This is a genomic window from Streptomyces sp. NPDC050418 (genome assembly GCF_044458745.1).
In the GTDB taxonomy this organism is placed as follows: Bacteria; Actinomycetota; Actinomycetes; order Streptomycetales; family Streptomycetaceae; genus Streptomyces.
In genome coordinates this window covers 882,356-898,632 of record NZ_JBITIG010000001.1, presented here as the reverse complement: position 1 = coordinate 898,632, position 16,277 = coordinate 882,356, and the positions used below count along the sequence as shown (strand labels likewise).

General features: G+C 70.8%; 14 protein-coding genes. 7 read left to right on the top strand and 7 right to left on the bottom strand.

The features are described 5' to 3' along the window. Window position 1: 1 nt before the first annotated feature. The 4 genes from narI to ACIBI4_RS03980 are packed head-to-tail and all read right to left on the bottom strand — an operon-like array spanning window position 2 to window position 6,588. Window positions 2-727: a respiratory nitrate reductase subunit gamma gene (narI, locus tag ACIBI4_RS03995; protein ID WP_399201943.1), complete on the bottom strand. Its 726-nt coding sequence runs from the start codon at window positions 725-727 to the stop codon at window positions 2-4. After that, window positions 724-1,293: a nitrate reductase molybdenum cofactor assembly chaperone gene (gene narJ / locus ACIBI4_RS03990; protein WP_399201942.1), complete on the bottom strand. Its 570-nt coding sequence runs from the start codon at window positions 1,291-1,293 to the stop codon at window positions 724-726. Before narJ ends, narI begins: the two co-directional genes overlap by 4 nt. Further along, complete coding sequence (gene narH / locus ACIBI4_RS03985; protein WP_399201941.1) at window positions 1,290-2,903, bottom strand: nitrate reductase subunit beta; 1,614 nt, start codon at window positions 2,901-2,903, stop codon at window positions 1,290-1,292. The genes narJ and narH overlap by 4 nt, the downstream gene beginning before the upstream one ends. A 1-nt stretch (window position 2,904) precedes the next feature. Continuing rightward, window positions 2,905-6,588, bottom strand: coding sequence for a nitrate reductase subunit alpha (locus ACIBI4_RS03980; protein ID WP_399201940.1), 3,684 nt, complete (start codon window positions 6,586-6,588; stop codon window positions 2,905-2,907). Window positions 6,589-6,837: 249 nt separating this feature from the next. Here ACIBI4_RS03980 and ACIBI4_RS03975 point away from each other — a divergent pair, with 249 nt between their 5' ends. The 4 genes from ACIBI4_RS03975 to ACIBI4_RS03960 all read left to right on the top strand — a co-directional run bounded on the left by ACIBI4_RS03975 (window position 6,838) and on the right by ACIBI4_RS03960 (window position 9,959). Next, the gene (locus ACIBI4_RS03975; protein ID WP_399201939.1) at window positions 6,838-7,005 is read left to right on the top strand and encodes a hypothetical protein; all 168 of its coding nucleotides are present in this window, start codon (window positions 6,838-6,840) and stop codon (window positions 7,003-7,005) included. Between the two features lie 42 nt (window positions 7,006-7,047). Next, on the top strand, window positions 7,048-8,202 hold the full coding sequence (locus tag ACIBI4_RS03970; protein WP_399201938.1) for a sensor domain-containing protein: 1,155 nt from the start codon (window positions 7,048-7,050) through the stop codon (window positions 8,200-8,202). Beyond that, window positions 8,190-8,834 carry a LuxR C-terminal-related transcriptional regulator gene (locus ACIBI4_RS03965; RefSeq protein ID WP_399201937.1) on the top strand — a complete coding sequence of 215 codons (645 nt, stop codon included), beginning with the start codon at window positions 8,190-8,192 and terminating at the stop codon, window positions 8,832-8,834. Before ACIBI4_RS03970 ends, ACIBI4_RS03965 begins: the two co-directional genes overlap by 13 nt. Before the next feature lie 138 nt (window positions 8,835-8,972). Continuing rightward, window positions 8,973-9,959, top strand: coding sequence for an aldo/keto reductase (locus ACIBI4_RS03960; RefSeq protein ID WP_399201936.1), 987 nt, complete (start codon window positions 8,973-8,975; stop codon window positions 9,957-9,959). Window positions 9,960-10,029: 70 nt separating this feature from the next. Here the strand turns inward: ACIBI4_RS03960 and ACIBI4_RS03955 are convergent, their stop codons facing one another. Both ACIBI4_RS03955 and ACIBI4_RS03950 read right to left on the bottom strand, forming a co-directional pair. Next, the gene (locus tag ACIBI4_RS03955) at window positions 10,030-12,540 is read right to left on the bottom strand and encodes an FtsX-like permease family protein (protein WP_399201935.1); all 2,511 of its coding nucleotides are present in this window, start codon (window positions 12,538-12,540) and stop codon (window positions 10,030-10,032) included. Beyond that, window positions 12,537-13,340: an ABC transporter ATP-binding protein gene (locus ACIBI4_RS03950; RefSeq protein ID WP_399201934.1), complete on the bottom strand. Its 804-nt coding sequence runs from the start codon at window positions 13,338-13,340 to the stop codon at window positions 12,537-12,539. The genes ACIBI4_RS03955 and ACIBI4_RS03950 overlap by 4 nt, the downstream gene beginning before the upstream one ends. A gap of 247 nt (window positions 13,341-13,587) precedes the next feature. Between ACIBI4_RS03950 and ACIBI4_RS03945 the strand changes: the two genes are divergently transcribed. After that, window positions 13,588-14,016 (top strand): hypothetical protein, encoded by a 429-nt coding sequence (locus ACIBI4_RS03945; protein WP_399201933.1) that lies wholly within the window; start codon window positions 13,588-13,590, stop codon window positions 14,014-14,016. Between the two features lie 38 nt (window positions 14,017-14,054). Here ACIBI4_RS03945 and ACIBI4_RS03940 read toward each other — a convergent pair whose 3' ends face one another. After that, window positions 14,055-14,888, bottom strand: a complete 834-nt coding sequence (locus tag ACIBI4_RS03940; protein WP_399201932.1) for a helix-turn-helix domain-containing protein — start codon at window positions 14,886-14,888, stop codon at window positions 14,055-14,057. 101 nt (window positions 14,889-14,989) lie between these two features. Between ACIBI4_RS03940 and ACIBI4_RS03935 the strand changes: the two genes are divergently transcribed. Both ACIBI4_RS03935 and ACIBI4_RS03930 read left to right on the top strand, forming a co-directional pair. Beyond that, window positions 14,990-15,295 (top strand): 4a-hydroxytetrahydrobiopterin dehydratase, encoded by a 306-nt coding sequence (locus ACIBI4_RS03935; RefSeq protein ID WP_399201931.1) that lies wholly within the window; start codon window positions 14,990-14,992, stop codon window positions 15,293-15,295. Beyond that, window positions 15,296-16,087, top strand: a complete 792-nt coding sequence (locus ACIBI4_RS03930; RefSeq protein ID WP_399201930.1) for a class I SAM-dependent methyltransferase — start codon at window positions 15,296-15,298, stop codon at window positions 16,085-16,087. It abuts the gene before it with no gap. Window positions 16,088-16,277 lie beyond the last annotated feature (190 nt).

Sequence of the window (16,277 nt, the reverse complement as noted above, 5' to 3'; positions counted from 1 at the left end):
GTTACGGCTTGGTGCGCTCCCACCCGCGCCGTTCCGGCCGCGCACCCAGCTGCGTCTCGTCCCGGCTGCGGTAGACCACGTACGGCCGGAACAGGTACTGCACGGGCGCGCTGAACATATGCACCAGACGCGTGAACGGGATCAGCGCGAACAGCAGCAGCCCGATGACGGCGTGGATCTGGAAGGTGAGCGGGACGCCCACCATCTTGTCCACGTCGGGCTGCAGCGTGAACAGGGAGCGGGCCCAAGGCGCGATGGTCTCGCGGTAGTTGTAGCCGTGCGACGGGCTGGAGTTGGTGAGTTTGGCCCACATGCCCATCACGATCGCGGCGAGCAGGACGAGGTACATCACCTTGTCGTTGGCCGTCGTCGCCTTGAACACGGGGGCCTTCGTGCGGCGGCGGTAGAGCAGCAGCACGATCCCGAGCACCGCGAGCGCACCGGCCGCCGTGCCGCCGTACAACGACAGCTTGTGGTACATGTCCTCGTCGAGCCCGACCTTGTCCGTCCACGACTCGGGGATGAACAGACCCATCAGATGGCCGACGAGCACGAAGAGCAGCCCGTAGTGGAACATCGGCGAGGCGATGTTGAGCAGCTTCGACTCGTAGACCTGCGAGGAGCGGGTGGTCCAGCCGAACTTGTCGTACTTGAACCGCCAGAAGGTGCCCGCGATCAGCAGCGCGATGGCCACATACGGCAGGACCCCCCAAAGAAGCGTGTTCATGAGGGCTCTCCCACGAGGGTGAAGGGTTCGAGGCCGACGGTTTCCACGGGCGGACCGCAGCGGGCCATCGCCATCGCGGCCGCCTTGTCCTTGGGGGAGGGGCCGGGCAGCGTCGCGCAGACGGCCTGCAGCACGCTCGCGTAGGGCGTGCCGTGATCGGTGAGGGCGAGCCGCAGCAATTCGAGCCCCGGCCGGAATTCGAGCAGCAGCCGGGTGTCGACGCGCGCCGAGAACTCCAGGACCGCCGGAAGGAAGTCCGGCAGCTCCTCATCGGAGAATTCGAGGCCGTGCTCACGGTAGACCTGCTTGAAGCCGACGAGCGTCATCCCGCGCCGGCGGGTGTCCCCGTCGCGCCACCAGCTCAGATACAGGCTGTGCCGGTTCTTGAAGTCGAAGACCTTCACATAGTGCGCGGCGAGTTCGGCGGGGTCCGTTTCATCCGCGAAGTCGAGGAACTCCCTCAGCTGCGGCGCGGCTTGGCGCAGCAGCGGCAGGCGCGCGCGGAACTCGTCGTCGGGGTACGACAGGCAGAACGACGCTGCCTGGTGGAGGACCGCGTGGTTCACTGCTGCTGCTCCCTCACATCGGCCGGCTCTTCGTCGGCGGTCTGCCGCTTGCGGGCGGCGTGGAAGTTCTCGATCGACACCAGCGGCAGCTGCTTCTTGCCGGAGTCCTGGCCGAACGGCCCGTCGCCGCCCATACCCGGACCGCCGTCGTAGTCAAGGGAGCAGCTGTCGGGGAGCGCCGACTCCTCCAGGGCCTTCGCGTCGCCGACCGCCGCGGTCGGGATCACATAGCGGTCCTCGTACTTGGCGATGGCCAGGAGCCGGTACATCTCCTCGATCTCCTGCGCGCTCATGCCCACCGAGTCCGCGATGGAGTGGTCGGGCCGGTCGCCGAGGTTGATGGCCCGCATGTGGGAGCGCATCGCGGCGAGCTTGTTCAGCGAGGCCCGGACGGGCGCCACGTCACCTGCCGTGAAGATCTCCGCGAGGTATTCGAGCGGGATACGAAGCGTGTCGATGGCACCGAAGAGGTTGCCCGCGTCCTCACCGTCGTGGCCCGTCTCGGTGAGCGCGTCCACGACGGGGGAGAGCGGCGGGATGTACCAGACCATCGGCATGGTCCGGTACTCCGGGTGCAGCGGCAGCGCCACCTTGTACTTGTTGATCAGCGCGTGCACGGGGGAGCGGCGGGCCGCCTCCATCCAGTCGTACGGGATGCCGGCTGCCTCGGCGGCCCGCTGGACCTCGGGGTCGTCGGGGTCGAGGAACACCCCCAGCTGGGCCTCGTAGAGCGCCTTCTCGTCCTTGGTCGACGCGGCCTCGGTGACCTTGTCGGCGTCGTACAGGATGACGCCGAGATAGCGCAGCCGTCCGACGCAGGTCTCCGAACAGACCGTGGGCAGACCGACCTCGACGCGCGGATAGCACATCGTGCACTTCTCGGCCTTGCCGGTGGAGTGGTTGAAGTAGACCTTCTTGTACGGGCAGCCGGTCACGCACATCCGCCAGCCGCGGCACCGGTCCTGGTCGACGAGGACGATGCCGTCCTCGTTGCGCTTGTACATCGCGCCCGAGGGGCAGGAGGCCACGCACGCCGGGTTGAGGCAGTGCTCGCAGATCCGCGGCAGATAGAACATGAAGGTCTGCTCGAAGGCGAACTTGACCTTCTCCGCGGCCTGTTCGCGCACCTTCTCGACCATCGGGTCCTGCGGCCCGTGCTCGACGGCGCCCGCCAGGTTGTCGTCCCAGTTCGACGACCACTCGATCTTCATCGGCTTGCCCGTGATCAGCGAACGCGGCTCCGCCACCGGGTAGTCGTCGCCGAGCGGGGCGTCCGTGAGGTTCTTGTAGTCGTACGTCCAGGGCTCGTAGTAGTCCTTGATCTCCGGCAGCTTGGGGTTGGAGAAGATGTGGCTGAGCTTCTTCAGCCGGCCGCCGTTCTTCAGCTTGAGCGCGCCGCGCTTGTTGAGGACCCAGCCGCCCTGCCACTTCTCCTGGTCCTCGTAGCGCCGCGGATAGCCCTGTCCGGGCCGGGTCTCGACGTTGTTGAACCAGACGTACTCCATGCCGGTGCGGTTGGTCCACGCCTGCTTGCAGGTGACCGAGCAGGTGTGGCACCCGATGCACTTGTCGAGGTTCATGACCATCGCCACTTGGGCCATCACGCGCATGTCAGTACTCCACATCCTGCGAACGGCGACGGATGACGGTGACTTCGTCGCGTTGGTTGCCCGTCGGGCCGAGGTAGTTGAACGCCCAGGAGAGCTGCGCGTAGCCGCCGATGAGATGGCTCGGCTTCATCAGGACGCGGGTGAGCGAGTTGTGGATGCCGCCGCGTTTGCCGGTGGTCTCGGTCTTCGGAACGTTCACCGTGCGCTCCTGCGCGTGGTGCATGTAGACCGTGCCCTGCGGCATCCGGTGCGAGACGATCGCGCGGGCCACGACGACACCGTTGCGGTTGACCGCCTCGATCCAGTCGTTGTCCTTCACGCCCACCGCGTCGGCGTCCTGCGGCGACATCCAGATGTTCTGGCCGCCGCGCGACAGCGACAGCATGAACAGGTTGTCCTGGTACTCGGAGTGGATGGACCACTTGTTGTGCGGGGTGAGGTACCGGACCGTGACTTCCTTCTGCCCGTCCGCGCCGAGCCTGGGCTCACCGAAGAGCCGGTGCATGTCGAGCGGCGGCTTGTAGCCGATCAGCGCCTCGCCCAGCTCGTGCATCCAGTCGTGGTCGAGGAAGAAGTGCTGGCGTCCGGTGAGGGTGTGCCAGGGCTTCAGATGCTCGGTGTTGAGCGTGAAGGCCGTGTAGCGGCGGCCGCCGGACTCGCTGCCGCTCCACTCCGGCGAAGTGATCACCGGTACGGGCGCGGCCTGTGTGTCCGCGTATGTGATGCGCTTGCCCTCGGCCTCGGCGGCGAGGTGCGCCATCTCCTGTCCCGTGCGCTTCTCCAGAGTGTGGAAGCCCTGGGTGGCGAGCCGGCCGTTGGTCGTGCCGGACAGGGCCAGGATGGTGTTGGCCGCCTTGATCGCGGTGTCGAGGAGCGGGCGTCCGTCCGCCGGGCCGCCGCGCACCGTGCCGTTGCGCTGCTTGAGCTCCTCGACCTCCTGGTCGGGGTGGAGCGCGATGCCCTTCGCGGGCAGACCCAGCTTCTCGACCAGCGGGCCGAGCGACGCGAACTTCTCCCCGATCGCCGTGTAGTCACGCTCGACGACCGCGAGGTTCGGCATCGTCCTGCCCGGGACCGGCTCGCACTCGCCGCGCTTCCAGTCGAGAACCACACCGCCCGGCTGCGCCATCTCGCCGGGGGTGTCGTGCTGCAGCGCCGTGGCCACCAGGTCCTTGCGGGTGCCGAGGTGGGGGCGGGCCAGCTCGGAGAACTTGCGCGCCAGGCCGAGGAAGGTGTCGAAGTCGGTCCGTGCCTGCCACGGCGGGTTCACCGCGGGCGTGAACGAGTGCACATAGGGGTGCATGTCCGTGGTCGACAGATCGTGCTTCTCGTACCAGGTGGCGGCCGGCAGGACGACATCGGACAGGAGGGTCGAGGACGTCTGCCGGAAGTCGAGGGACAGCAGCAGATCGAGCTTTCCCTCCGGTGCCTCCTCATGCCACTTCACGTCACGCGGCCGCACGTCCTCTCCGGCCTCCTCCGCGCGCAGCGAGGAATGCGTGCCGAGAAGGTGCTTGGTGAAGTACTCGGCGCCCTTCGCGGACGAGCCCAGCAGATTGGCCCGCCACAAGGTGACCACACGCGGCCAGTTCTCGGGGGCGTCCGGGTCCTCGCAGGCGAACTTGAGGGTGCCCGCCTTGAGTTCGGAGACGGCCTGCGCCACCGGATCCTCGGACTCGCCGAGCTCCAGCGGATTGCGGTCGAAGGTCGGATACGAAGGCATCCAGCCCGAACGGGCCGACAGGGCCAGACAGTCCGCGCCCGTCATGCCCTCGAAGAGCCCCTTGCCGAGCGGCGAGGCGAGTACATCGGCCTGGAACTTGTCGTAGCGCCACTGGTCGGTGTTGAGGAACCAGTACGCCGCGCCGATCATCTGCCGCGGCGGCCTCGACCAGTCGCCCGCGCCCGCGAGGGTCGCCCAGCCGGTCACCGGACGGCACTTCTCCTGGCCGACGTAGTGCGCCCAGCCGCCGCCGTTGCGGCCCTGGCAGCCCGTGAGCTGAAGGAGCGCCAGGAACGCACGGTAGATCTGCTCCGAGTGGAACCAGTGGTTCGTGCCGGCGCCCATCAGGATCATGCAGCGACCCCGTGACTTCTCCGCGGTCTGCGCGAACTCCCGGGCGATCTTCACGGCCTGCGCGGCCGGCACGGAAGTGTGCTCCTCCTGCCAGGCCGGGGTGCCCGGGCTTCCCGCGTCGTCGTACGAGGCGGGCCACTCGCCCGGCAGACCCTCGCGCGGCACGCCGTACTGCGCGAGCAGCAGGTCGAAGACCGTGGTGACCAGCGGGCCGTCCTGGCCGCCGAGCCGCGTCGCCGGGACACCGCGGCTGAGCACCTCGCCGCGGCCCTGACCGTGCTCACCGCCCTCGGTGTCGAAGCGGGGCAGCTTGACCTCGACGCCGGTCGCGAACTCCGTGCCGTGCAGCGTCAGTTGCGGCTTGATGCCGCCGAGCTCCAGATTCCACTTGCCCTCGCCGGACTCGGTCCACCGGAAGCCCAGCGAACCGTTCGGGACCGCGGGCTGCCCGGTGGTCTCGTCGAGGACGACCGTCTTCCATTCGGCGGCCTCGGAGTCCTGCCCGATGTCACTGGCCCGCAGGAACTTCGACGGCACGTACCCGCCGTCCTTCTCGGTGAGCGTCACCAGGAACGGCAGGTCGGTGTACTTGCGGACGTAGTCGTCGAAGAAGTCCGTCTTCTTGTCGACGAAGAACTCCTTGAGGATCACATGCCCCATGGAGATCGCGAGCGCGGCGTCGGTGCCGGGGTGCGGGTGCAGCCACTCGTCGGCGAACTTCGCGTTGTCCGCGTAGTCCGGCGCGACCACGACCACCTTCTGGCCGCGGTAGCGCGCCTCGGCCATCCAGTGCGCGTCGGGCGTACGGGTCACCGGGACGTTCGAGCCCCACATCATCAGATACGCGGCGTCCCACCAGTCGCCCGACTCGGGGACGTCGGTCTGGTCGCCGAAGACCTGCGGGGAGGCGACCGGGAGGTCCGCGTACCAGTCGTAGAAGCTCAGCATCGGGGCACCGATGAGGCCCATGAACCGGGCGCCCGCCGCGTGCGACACCATCGACATCGCGGGGATCGGCGAGAAGCCGGCGATACGGTCCGGGCCGTGCTCCTTGATGGTGTGCACATGCGCGGCCGCGACGATCTCCAGGGCCTCGTCCCAGGTCGCGCGCACCAACCCGCCCTTGCCGCGGGCCTGCTGATACGTCCTGCGCCGCTCCGGGTCGGCCTGGATGTCGGCCCAGGCCTGCACCGGATCACCGATCCGCGCCTTCGCCTCGCGGTACATCTCCAACAGGACACCGCGGATGTACGGGTAACGGACCCGCGTCGGCGAGTACGTGTACCAGGAGAACGCGGCGCCCCGGGGGCAGCCGCGCGGCTCGTACTCCGGGCGGTCGGGGCCGACGCTCGGGTAGTCCGTCTGCTGGGTCTCCCACGTGATGATGCCGTCCTTGACGTACACCTTCCAGCGGCAGGATCCCGTGCAGTTCACGCCGTGCGTGGAGTTCACGACCTTGTCGTGGCTCCAGCGGTCCCGGTAGAAGGTGTCGGCCTGCCGTCCGCCCTTGAGCTGCACACTGTGCATGTCAGGGGCGGCGTTGCCGCGCCGGAAGAACTTTCCGGCGCGCAACAGTGCGGCGCCCGGCTCGGTCACTTGGTCGGTCACCGCTCGGCTCCCTAGGTCGGCGCGTGCGGACACGGCTTTCGCGTGCGGACACGTATGAGCCGACGGTAGGTCCGCTGGTCGCACGGCACATTTCGGCGAGGGCCGTACGGGGCGGTGGCATGCGGGGCGAGGATGGTGGAGCGGGCTACACCATGGACAGACCAGAGGGCACCGTCGTCGCGCGACCGGGCGGCGGACAGGATGGATCACGCAAGGCACCACACGCCCACCGACCCCACGGAGTCCGCAATGAAGCCCTTCCTCTGGCTGCTGCTCGTCGCCGCCCTCATCGTCAACGTCTCCACGAGCTTCCTGTGGGAGGGCGTGACGCAGGTGGCCGTCTCGGTCCCCACCGGCGTCGTCTTCCTGGGCTCCGCCGTCGGCCTGTGGCTGCTGCGCGACAAGCAGCAGGCGTGACGGCCCCGGGCACGACCGCGCGGGGCGTCTAGCCTGATGACCATGGACGCGGCGATGGGGCGGGCCTGGCGCGCCTTCCGGCACCTGCTGATCGGTGCCGGGATCAGCCTTGCCTGCTATCTGATGCTGGGGCTGATCCTGCTGGGCCTCGCCGCCACCCTCCTGATCGTCGGCGCCGGCATCCTGCCCGAGACCGTGCAGACCGTACGGCGCTTCGCGTCCTTCGAGCGGCGCCGTGTCGCCGACCGCACCGGCGAGGGAGTCCCGGAGGCGTATCTGCCGCTGACCGGACCGCTCGCCGAGCGGCTGCGCCACGCCACCAGCGACCCCGCCACCTACCGCGACCTGCGCTGGGTCCTCGCCCAGCTGCTCTACGGGCTCATCCTCTGCTATCTGGCACTGCTCCTGTGGGTGCCCGCGATCGTCGTCGACGGCATCTGGTGCGGAGTGCTCGGGCGCCGCCCGGTCGTCCTGCCCGTCTTCGATGTCATCGCCGATCTGAGCTGCTCCTGGTCACGCGGGCTGCTACGGCCGCCGCCCGGCGCCGATCTCGCCCAGCGCGTGGAGCAGCTCACCGCCACCCGGGCCGGCGCGGTCGCCGCGCACGGTGCCGAGCTGCGCCGGATCGAACGCGATCTGCACGACGGCGCCCAGGCCCGGCTCGTGGCGCTCTCGATGCGCATCGGCCTCGCGAAACGCGCCTACGACCACGACCCCGAGGCCGCCCGCAAACTCCTCGACGACGCCCAGGACCAGGCCGAACAGGCCCTGGCCGAACTGCGCCATGTCGTACGGGGCATCCACCCGCCCGTACTCACCGACCGCGGACTCGACGGCGCGGTGCGGGCGCTCGCGGCCTCCAGCGGCCTGGACGTGGAGGTCATTGCGGACGGGGTCGCCGACGGGCCGCGCGCTCCGGCCGCGGTCGAGGCCGCCGCGTACTTCGTCGTCGCCGAGGCCCTCACCAACGCGGCCAAGCACAGCGGGGCGACCCGCGCGGAGGTCGCGCTCGAGCGCACGCCGATGCGGCTGCGCGTGACCGTACGCGACCACGGACGCGGGGGAGCGGACGAGTCGGCGGGCAGCGGACTGCTCGGGGTGCGGCGCCGCGTGGCCGCCCTGGATGGCACTGTGGCCCTGTCCAGCCCTGCCGGAGGGCCGACCGAGATCGATGTGGAGCTGCCGTGCGCGTGGTGATCGCCGAGGACAACGCCCTGCTGCGGGAGGGCCTCGTACTGCTCCTGCGATCGGCGGGCCACGAGGTGGCGGGTGTCGCCGCCACCGGTCCCGAGATCCTGCCGCTGCTGCTCGAACACCGCCCCGACGCCGCCGTCCTGGACGTACGGATGCCGCCCGGGTTCCGCGACGAGGGGCTGAGGGCGGCGCTCGCCGCGCGTGAGTCCCTGCCGGACCTGCCGGTGCTCGTCCTGTCCCAGTACGTCGAGGAGACCTACGCGGCGGAGCTGCTCGGCGGGGGAGCGCGGGGTGTGGGGTATCTGCTCAAGGACCGGGTGGGGCGGGTGGACGAGTTCCTCGACGCCCTGGAACGGGTGGCCTCGGGCGGGACCGCGCTCGACCCCGAGGTCGTCACCGAACTGCTCTCGCGCCGGCGCCAGGACTCCCCGCTCGCCTCGCTCACGCCGCGCGAGCGCGAGGTCCTCCAGCTCATGGCCGAGGGCCACGACAACGCGACGATCGCCAAGTCCCTGGTGATCACCGAGCGTTCGGTGCACAAACACATCGGGAACGTCTTCACGAAGCTGGAGCTGCCGCAGGCGGACGGCGGTCACCGGCGGGTGCGGGCAGTCCTCGCGTATCTGAACGCGTAGCGGAGATCCGCGTCCGAAGTGCCGTGATCCGGGTCCGAAGTGCGGCCGCTGCTCAACCCCCTTGCCTTCGCGTGCACTTCAACACGCAGACTCCTGCGCAACGGCCCGCACTCCGCGGCCCCGGACAGGAGAATCCGTATGCGCTACCGCACGATCGGCAGCAACCCGCAGACCCGTCGCGAGGTCAGCGTGCTCAGCCTCGGCGCCATGTTGTTCGGCACCCGGACCGACCAGGACACCGCCTTCGCGATCCTCGACCGCTTCGTCGAAGCGGGCGGCACTTTCATCGACACGTCCAACAACTACGCCTTCTGGGAGACCGGCTCGCAGGGCGGCGAGAGCGAGACGGTGATCGGCAACTGGCGCCGCAGCCGTGGCATCGGCGACGAGATCGTCATCGCCACCAAGCTCGGCGCCCGTCCGCTCGCCCCCGGCACCAGCTATGTCGACAACGCGGAGGGGCTCGGCGCGAAGGTCATCCGTGAGTCCGCGGAGGCCAGCAGGGAGCGCCTCGGTGTCGAGAAGCTCGACCTCCTGTACGCGCACATCGAGGACCCGGGGACCGAACTCGCCGAGACCGTGGAGGGCTTCGCGGCGCTCGTCGAGGACGGCACCGTCGGTCTGCTCGGCGTCAGCAACCACTGGGCCTGGAAGGTCGAGCGGGCCCGCGCCCTCGCGGCCGCCGCGGGCCTGCCGGGCTACGAGGTGCTGCAGTACCACCACACGTATCTGCGCCGGCGCACCGACGTGCCCGGTCAGCTGTCGCAGGACGGCGACATCGGTGTGTTCTCCGGCGACCTGCAGAACTACGTGCGCGCGAACAGCGACCTGACCCTTGTCGCGTACAGCCCGCTCCTGGCCGGTGTCTACACCCGCACGGACAAGCCGCTCGACTACGGTCTCGAACACGCCGGCACCCCCAAGCGCCGTGAGGTGCTCGACGCGGTCGCCAGGGAGACCGGTGCGACCGTCAACCAGGTCGTCCTGTCCTGGCTGATCGACAGCGACCTGCCGACCATCCCACTGGCGGGAGCGTCCTCGCTCGCCCAGCTGAACGAGAACCTGGCGGCGGTGGACCTCGAACTCACCGCCGAGCAGCGGGCCCGTCTGGACGCCGCGCACTGAGACGAGCAAGTCCGGGCGGGCGGAGCGAGGCCGGGACGCCGCCCCGGCCTCGCGCGGTCCGGCGGCTCGCTCAACGCGTGGCCCTGCGCGTCGGCAGGAACGTGCCCGCGCCCGCCGTCGCGGCCACGGCCGCCGCGATCAACGCGACCTGGGCCGGCGGCAGATAGGGAAGCGTCCGGGCCGCGGCGAAACCGAACGCGAGCAGTGGCACTGCCGCCACCGCCGCCCCCACGGCCAGACCCGTCACCGTGATCACCGCCGCTTCGGCGCGAAGCATCGCGCGGACCTGATGCCGTCCGGCTCCGACGCGGCGCAGCAGCCGCAGCCCGGGGCGGCGGCCCACTCCGATCAGGGTGAGTGTGCTGAGCACGGCGATCACGGTGAAGCCGCCGATCGCGCCGACGGCGACCTGTCCGAGCCGGTCGCTCAGTGCCTGGTCGGGGAGGGTGAGGTGGACGGGGGCCGCCGCGCTCACCTCGGCGCCGAGGGAGTGGCTCAGCCGGTCGCGTACCGCCGCCGGATCGTTGCCGGGCTTCGTGGCCACCAGTACTTCGCCACGCCCCGGGGACGCCATATGACGGGCCAGCTCATCGCGCGCGAACAGGAACTCGCCCACCGCGAGCCCGCGTTCATGGACGGCGACCACCTTCAGGGAGCGCTGTACGCCATCGCCGAACCGCACGGTCACCCGCGCACCGATCCCCAGTTCCTCTGCCCGGGCCCGGTCGCTGCCGACGGACACCTCGCCCGGACGCAGCCCGTCGAGCGAGCCCTCGACGGGCTTGGGGTCCAGGGTGCGCGACAGCCCCTCGGGCGTGACGCCGAGGACCGGCAGCCGCTCCAACCGGGGTGATCCGGCTTCCTCACCGGCGACGACAACCGTGCTGCGAACGACCTCCGTCGCGGCCTCGACCCCAGGAATGCGCCGGACCTCATCCACCGGCACACCGCCGCCGACACGGAGCTCGGCGTGCAGCGCGGCACGCGCCTGCCGCTCACCTGCGTGCTGCATCGTCGTCCCCGCCCCGAGCTGCACCAGGACGAACGCCGTCACGAGCACGATCGGCGTGATCGCCGCGCCGAAACGCCCCGGATTCGCCGCCAACTCGGCAGCCGCAAGCCTCCCTTGAGGACCGCGTCTCCGCAGCACCCGTCCCAGCACCACCAAGGCGCCCCGCGCGATCCACGGTCCGAGCACCGCACAGCCGATGACCATCGTGAGCGCCGCAGTACTGGCCGCCATCGCCGCCGCCGACCCGCCCTGCGTCACGGACACTCCCGCCGAACCGACCCCGATCCCCAGCAACACGAGCCCGGCGATACGGCGCCCCTGCCCCGGATCCACGGACGCACCCCGCGCCTCGCCCAGCGCCTGCGCGGGACGGACCCGCGCGGCCCGCGCACAGCCGGCCAGAGCGGCCAGACGCGCGGCGCCGATCGTGAGCCCGGCCGCGACCAGTGGAGCCGCGAACAGCCAGGGCGGCGTGGGCAGTTCCAGCCCGGAGGGCAGCGCGCCGCCGGATCGCAGCAGGTGAAGCAGTGCGAAGAAGGCGGGTACGGAGAGGACCGCGCCGAGCAGCGCGGGACGTACCGCCACGCGCAGCACCTCGCGCCCCGCGGCCGCGCGCAGCTGCCGCGGAGAGGCACCCACCGCGCGCAACAAGGCGAGCTCGAACGAGCGTTGCCGCAGGGCCTGCGCCACCAGGGAGGAGATCACCAGGAGCGCGATCAGGACGACGGACGTGGCGATGGCGCCGAGCATCTCCAGCGCCCCGGTCCGTGCGGCCGGCGCTTCCAGTCGTTCGGCGAGCCCGCGCCCGTCGCCGGTCAGCACCCGCAAGGGGCGCGCATCGTCCTCGGCGCGCTCGGGCGCGCTGACGTCCCTCAGGCCCGCCTTGTCGAGCGCGGCACGCGTCAGCTCGTACAACTCGGCCGTTTCGATGCCTGGTCGGGGCAGCACCCCGAGCACATCCACCGACCCGCGGTGACCCGCGAGCGAACGCGCCTGGCCCGCCGTGAAGTACACACGGCCCTCGCCCTGCGCGACCCCGACGACGGTGTACGTGCGCAGCGTGCCGTCGACACGCAGCTCGAGCCGTTCGCCCGGCGACCGCCCGTCCTCCCGCGCGGACACGACGACCTCGCCGCTCGACCTCGGCGCGCGTCCCTCGATCAGTCCGTACGGCGCCAACTGGGCGGCAGCCCAAGGGTGACCGGTGAGTGTGCCGGTGCCGAGCGGGATGACCACATCCGACACGACGGCCCGCACCCCGTCCACACCCCGTACCACCTCCACGGCCCGCTCCGGCACCCGGACCCGCTCGGTGAGCGCAGCCGTCACCGTCTGCGGGTCCGAACCCCAGGGCTTCGCGGTGTACCGCGTGGTCTGGTCACCGGCCACCACGACCGGCGCTCCCGCGTACCGTTCGACGCGCGCGTGCCCGAGTCCGATCGACCCGAGCGCGAGCGCGAACGACCCCAGGAGCATGGAGGTCAGGACCAGCGCGGCGGCCACCGCGGACCAGGCCCGGCGGTGCGTGCGGTGGGCGCGGGAGGCGAGGAGGGCGGAGGCCTTGCTCATGACGCGCTCCCGGAGAACGCCGCAGTGTGCGCCAACTCCCGCAGCACATCCCGTACATACTCGGCGCCCGGATCCGTCACCCGCCCCGCGAGCCGCCCTTCGTGCAGGAAGACCACCTCGTCCGCCCACTGCGCCGCCGCCGGATCGTGCGTCACCATCACGACCGTCCGCCCCTGATCGTCGACCGCCGCGCGCAGCAGCCCGAGCACGGTGTCGGCCGTCACCGGGTCGAGCGCGCCGGTCGGTTCGTCGGCGAAGACCACGGCGGGCTCGGTGACCAGGGCACGGGCGAGGGCCACGCGCTGCTGCTGGCCGCCGGAGAGGCGGGCGGGGGAGTCCTCGGCCCGGTCGGCCAGACCCACCGCGGCGAGTGCGTCGCGCGCGCGTGCGTCACGGTCGGAGTCCTCGCCCGCCTCGGCGAGGAGCAGTGGCAGACCCGCGTTCTCCACGACACTCAGCGACGGCACGAGGTTCAGCGCCTGGAACACGAAACCGACCCGGTCCCGCCTCACCCGCGTCAGCGCGGCCTCATCGAGCCCTGACAGATCGGTGCCCCCGATCCGTACCGTCCCGGCCGTCGGACGGTCGAGACCGGCCGCGCACTGCAGCAGCGTCGATTTCCCCGACCCCGACCGCCCCATGACCGCGACGAACCGCCCGCCGGGCACGCTCAGACTGACCTCGTCCAGGGCCCGCGCCCCTTTGCGGTAGGCGCGGCTCACCCCGTCCAGCTCAAGGGCAGCCACTGCCCCGCCCTCCGCCGCCCTCCCCGAGGGCACCCCCGTACGCCGCCTGAACATGTGGTCCGCCTTCCCGAGCCGGTCGCGTCAGGAAAACGGTCGCAAGAGGACGGGGATCCGCACGAGCAGGCAGCCTCCCCACCTGCAGGTGTAGCCCGCTCCACCCCTCGGTGGCCGCGTCATTACCTCCGACGTAATCGACCACCCCACCCCCGGCCCGGCATGGTGAGGTCACCGGCCACCGAGACCGCGCACTCGGTCTCGGCGGCCGGCCCCAAGTCCCCGTATCGCGTCGGAGGTTGATCCCATGTCCGCATCCTCGATGGCCCCCACCGCCGGTCCCCTGCGCACCCGCGAGCCCCGTGCCGCGCTCCGGCTCTTCCTCGGCCTCGACGCCGTAGTCACCGGCGCGAACGGGCTCGCCTACGCCGTCGCCTCCGGGCCGCTCGGCCGGTTCCTCGGCGTCGACCAGGGGCTGCTGCTCGCCCTCGGGCTCGGACTCGTCGCGTACGCGGCCGGGGTCGGGCTGCTCGCCCGGCGCCCGCAGCCTCCGGTGCTGCCCGTGAAGGCCGTCGTCGAGATCAACCTGATCTGGTCGGTGATGAGCCTCGTCGCACTCGTCGCGTGGTTCAGCCCGAGCACCGCGGGCACCGTGTGGATTCCGATGCAGGCCGCCACGGTGGCCGGGTTCGCGGCGCTCCAGTACACCGCCCTGCGCGCCATGACCAGGAGCTGAGCGGGCTCAAGGAAGCATCGGCTCAGGGAAGTATCGGCTCAGGGAAGCATCGACTGCAGGTACTTGACCGTCGCCGGGTCGGCCGGGAGCAAAGTCTCGATGGCCAGCTCGGCGACGGTCACGTCCATGGGCGTGTTGAACGTCGAGATGGACGACACGAAGGACAGAGTGCGGCCCTCGTGCTCGACGAGCAGCGGCAGGGCGACATACGCGACCGGCGAGTCGTCCACGGCACTGCTCCCCGGATCCGCCATCGGATACGCCGCCACCTCCTCGTACAGGGCCCGCAGCTCCTCGGAGCGGCGCAGCGCGATCTGCCGCTCCATCTGGTGCAGCAGATGCCCCCGCCACTCCGCGAGATTGCGGATCCGCGGCGCGAGGCCGCGCGGATGCAGGGCCAGGCGCATCGCGTTGAGCGGAGCGGTGAGAAGCTCCTCCGGGAGTCCGTCCATCAGCATCGCGAGCCCGCGGTTCGCCGCGATCACGTTGTACGTGGCGTCGACGATCAGGGCCGGATACGGCTCGTATCCGCGCAGCAGCTGCTCCAGCCCTTCGCGCAGGGTGCCCAGTTCGTCGAGCGGGGTCTCCGGGTAGCGCGGGGCGTAGCCCGCCGCGAGCAGCAGCGCGTTGCGCTCGCGCACCGGAACATCCAGATGGTCGGCGATCCGCAGCAGGAAGTCCTCGCTCGGGCGCGAGCGGCCGGTCTCCACGAAACTGATATGGCGGGCCGAGGAGTCCGCGCGCAGGGCCAGGTCCAGCTGGCTGATCCGCCGCTGCTCGCGCCAGGCACGCAGCAGCGGTCCCGCACCGTTCGCGGCGGCCCTGGTGGTTCCTCGTGCCGGGGCGGACTGCTTGCTGGGGGCAGAGGTCATACGTACGACCGTAAAGCATCGGCCCTCGCCGGACTGTGGCACGCTGAAGATGCCGGATCACTGCCGGCGCCAGGCGAGAAGTCCCGTCAAGGAGTGACGTCATGTCCGACGAACCGCTCTCGCAGAAGGAGATCGAGGACCGGTTGCGCGAACTGCCCGGCTGGTCCGTGGCCGACGACCGGCTCACCCGCACCTACCGGCTCGGCTCGCACTTCGCGGCGGCCGCGATGGTGGTCCATGTCGCCCAGGTCCAGGAGGAGTTGAACCATCACTCCGACCTCACGCTCGGCTACAACACGGTCGCCCTGGCCGTGAACACCCACAGCGCGGGCGGCGCGGTCACCGCACTCGACTTCGCGCTCGCCGAGCGCGTGGAGGCCCTGGCGGCCGGGCACGGAGCGAGCTGAGTGCTTGACTACACCGCGGAGGCCGCCGAGTACGACCGCACGCGCGGTGGGGCGCCGCGGGCCGATGCGGCCGCGGCGGCCGTTCGGTCGCTGTTGCCGCCGGGGACTTCGCGGCTGCTCGACGTCGCGTGCGGTACGGGCATCGTGACGGAGCGGCTCGGCGCGCCGGGGCGGCGCGTCGTGGGCGTCGACCCGGCGCCGGGCATGGCGGCCCTCGCCTCCGCGCGGGTCCCGGGTTCGGTACTCCTCGCCGACGGCACCCGGCTCCCCTTCGCGTCCTCAACCTTCGACGCGGTGACCGCGATCTGGCTGCTGCATCTCCTTCCCGACGCCGAACCCGTCATCGCGGAGTGTGCGCGGGTGCTGCGGCCTGGTGGCGTGCTGGTGGTGACCGTCGACAAGGATGCCGGGCACGACGTCGGATCGGACGTCGATACGCTCCTCGCGCCGTACGCGACCGGGCGGGCGGCGGATGCCGCCTCCCACGTCCTGCGTGTGGCCCGCGCACACGGCCTCTCCCCGGTGGGAGAGGCGACCTTCCAGGGGCATGGGCAGGGGCGTTCCCCGCGGACGGTGGCGTCGAAGCTGCGGAATGGTTGGTACCGGACGCGGGTCCAGGTCGATTCCGGCGCGCTGGAGGGCCTGGCCTCGCGTGTGGAATCCCTCCCGCGGCCGGGTGAGCCCCGGGGAGAGCCCTGCTTCCGCCTCCTCGCGCTCAAGCGCCTTCAGCCCCCACCCCGCCCCTTCCCGAAACCGGGGGCTCCGCCCCCGGACCCCCGTATCGCGCCTTAAGGGCGCTCGTCCTCAATCGCCGGACGGGCTGAATACTCAGCCCGTCCGGCGTTTGAGGACATCCGAACGAAGTTCGGATCCGGGGTCTGGGGCGAAGCCCCAGTTTCGGGAAGGGGCGGGTCAGGGGAGAAAACTTGCCGTAACCGCAACAGAACTTGCCGCCAGCACCGCACACCCCGGACGCTGGACG

Bases quoted from the DNA above. Each gene is read 5' to 3' on its own strand.
- narI (WP_399201943.1), bottom strand. From the start codon at position 727: ATGAACACGCTTCTTTGGGGGGTCCTGCCGTATGTGGCCATCGCGCTG.
- narH (WP_399201941.1), bottom strand. From the start codon at position 2,903: ATGCGCGTGATGGCCCAAGTGGCGATGGTCATGAACCTCGACAAGTGC.
- ACIBI4_RS03975 (WP_399201939.1), top strand. From the start codon at position 6,838: ATGAAGCCCTTCCTCTGGCTGCTGCTCGTCGCCGCCCTCATCGTCAAC.
- ACIBI4_RS03970 (WP_399201938.1), top strand. From the start codon at position 7,048: ATGGACGCGGCGATGGGGCGGGCCTGGCGCGCCTTCCGGCACCTGCTG.
- ACIBI4_RS03960 (WP_399201936.1), top strand. From the start codon at position 8,973: ATGCGCTACCGCACGATCGGCAGCAACCCGCAGACCCGTCGCGAGGTC.
- ACIBI4_RS03955 (WP_399201935.1), bottom strand. From the start codon at position 12,540: ATGAGCAAGGCCTCCGCCCTCCTCGCCTCCCGCGCCCACCGCACGCAC.
- ACIBI4_RS03950 (WP_399201934.1), bottom strand. From the start codon at position 13,340: ATGTTCAGGCGGCGTACGGGGGTGCCCTCGGGGAGGGCGGCGGAGGGC.
- ACIBI4_RS03945 (WP_399201933.1), top strand. From the start codon at position 13,588: ATGTCCGCATCCTCGATGGCCCCCACCGCCGGTCCCCTGCGCACCCGC.
- ACIBI4_RS03940 (WP_399201932.1), bottom strand. From the start codon at position 14,888: ATGACCTCTGCCCCCAGCAAGCAGTCCGCCCCGGCACGAGGAACCACC.
- ACIBI4_RS03935 (WP_399201931.1), top strand. From the start codon at position 14,990: ATGTCCGACGAACCGCTCTCGCAGAAGGAGATCGAGGACCGGTTGCGC.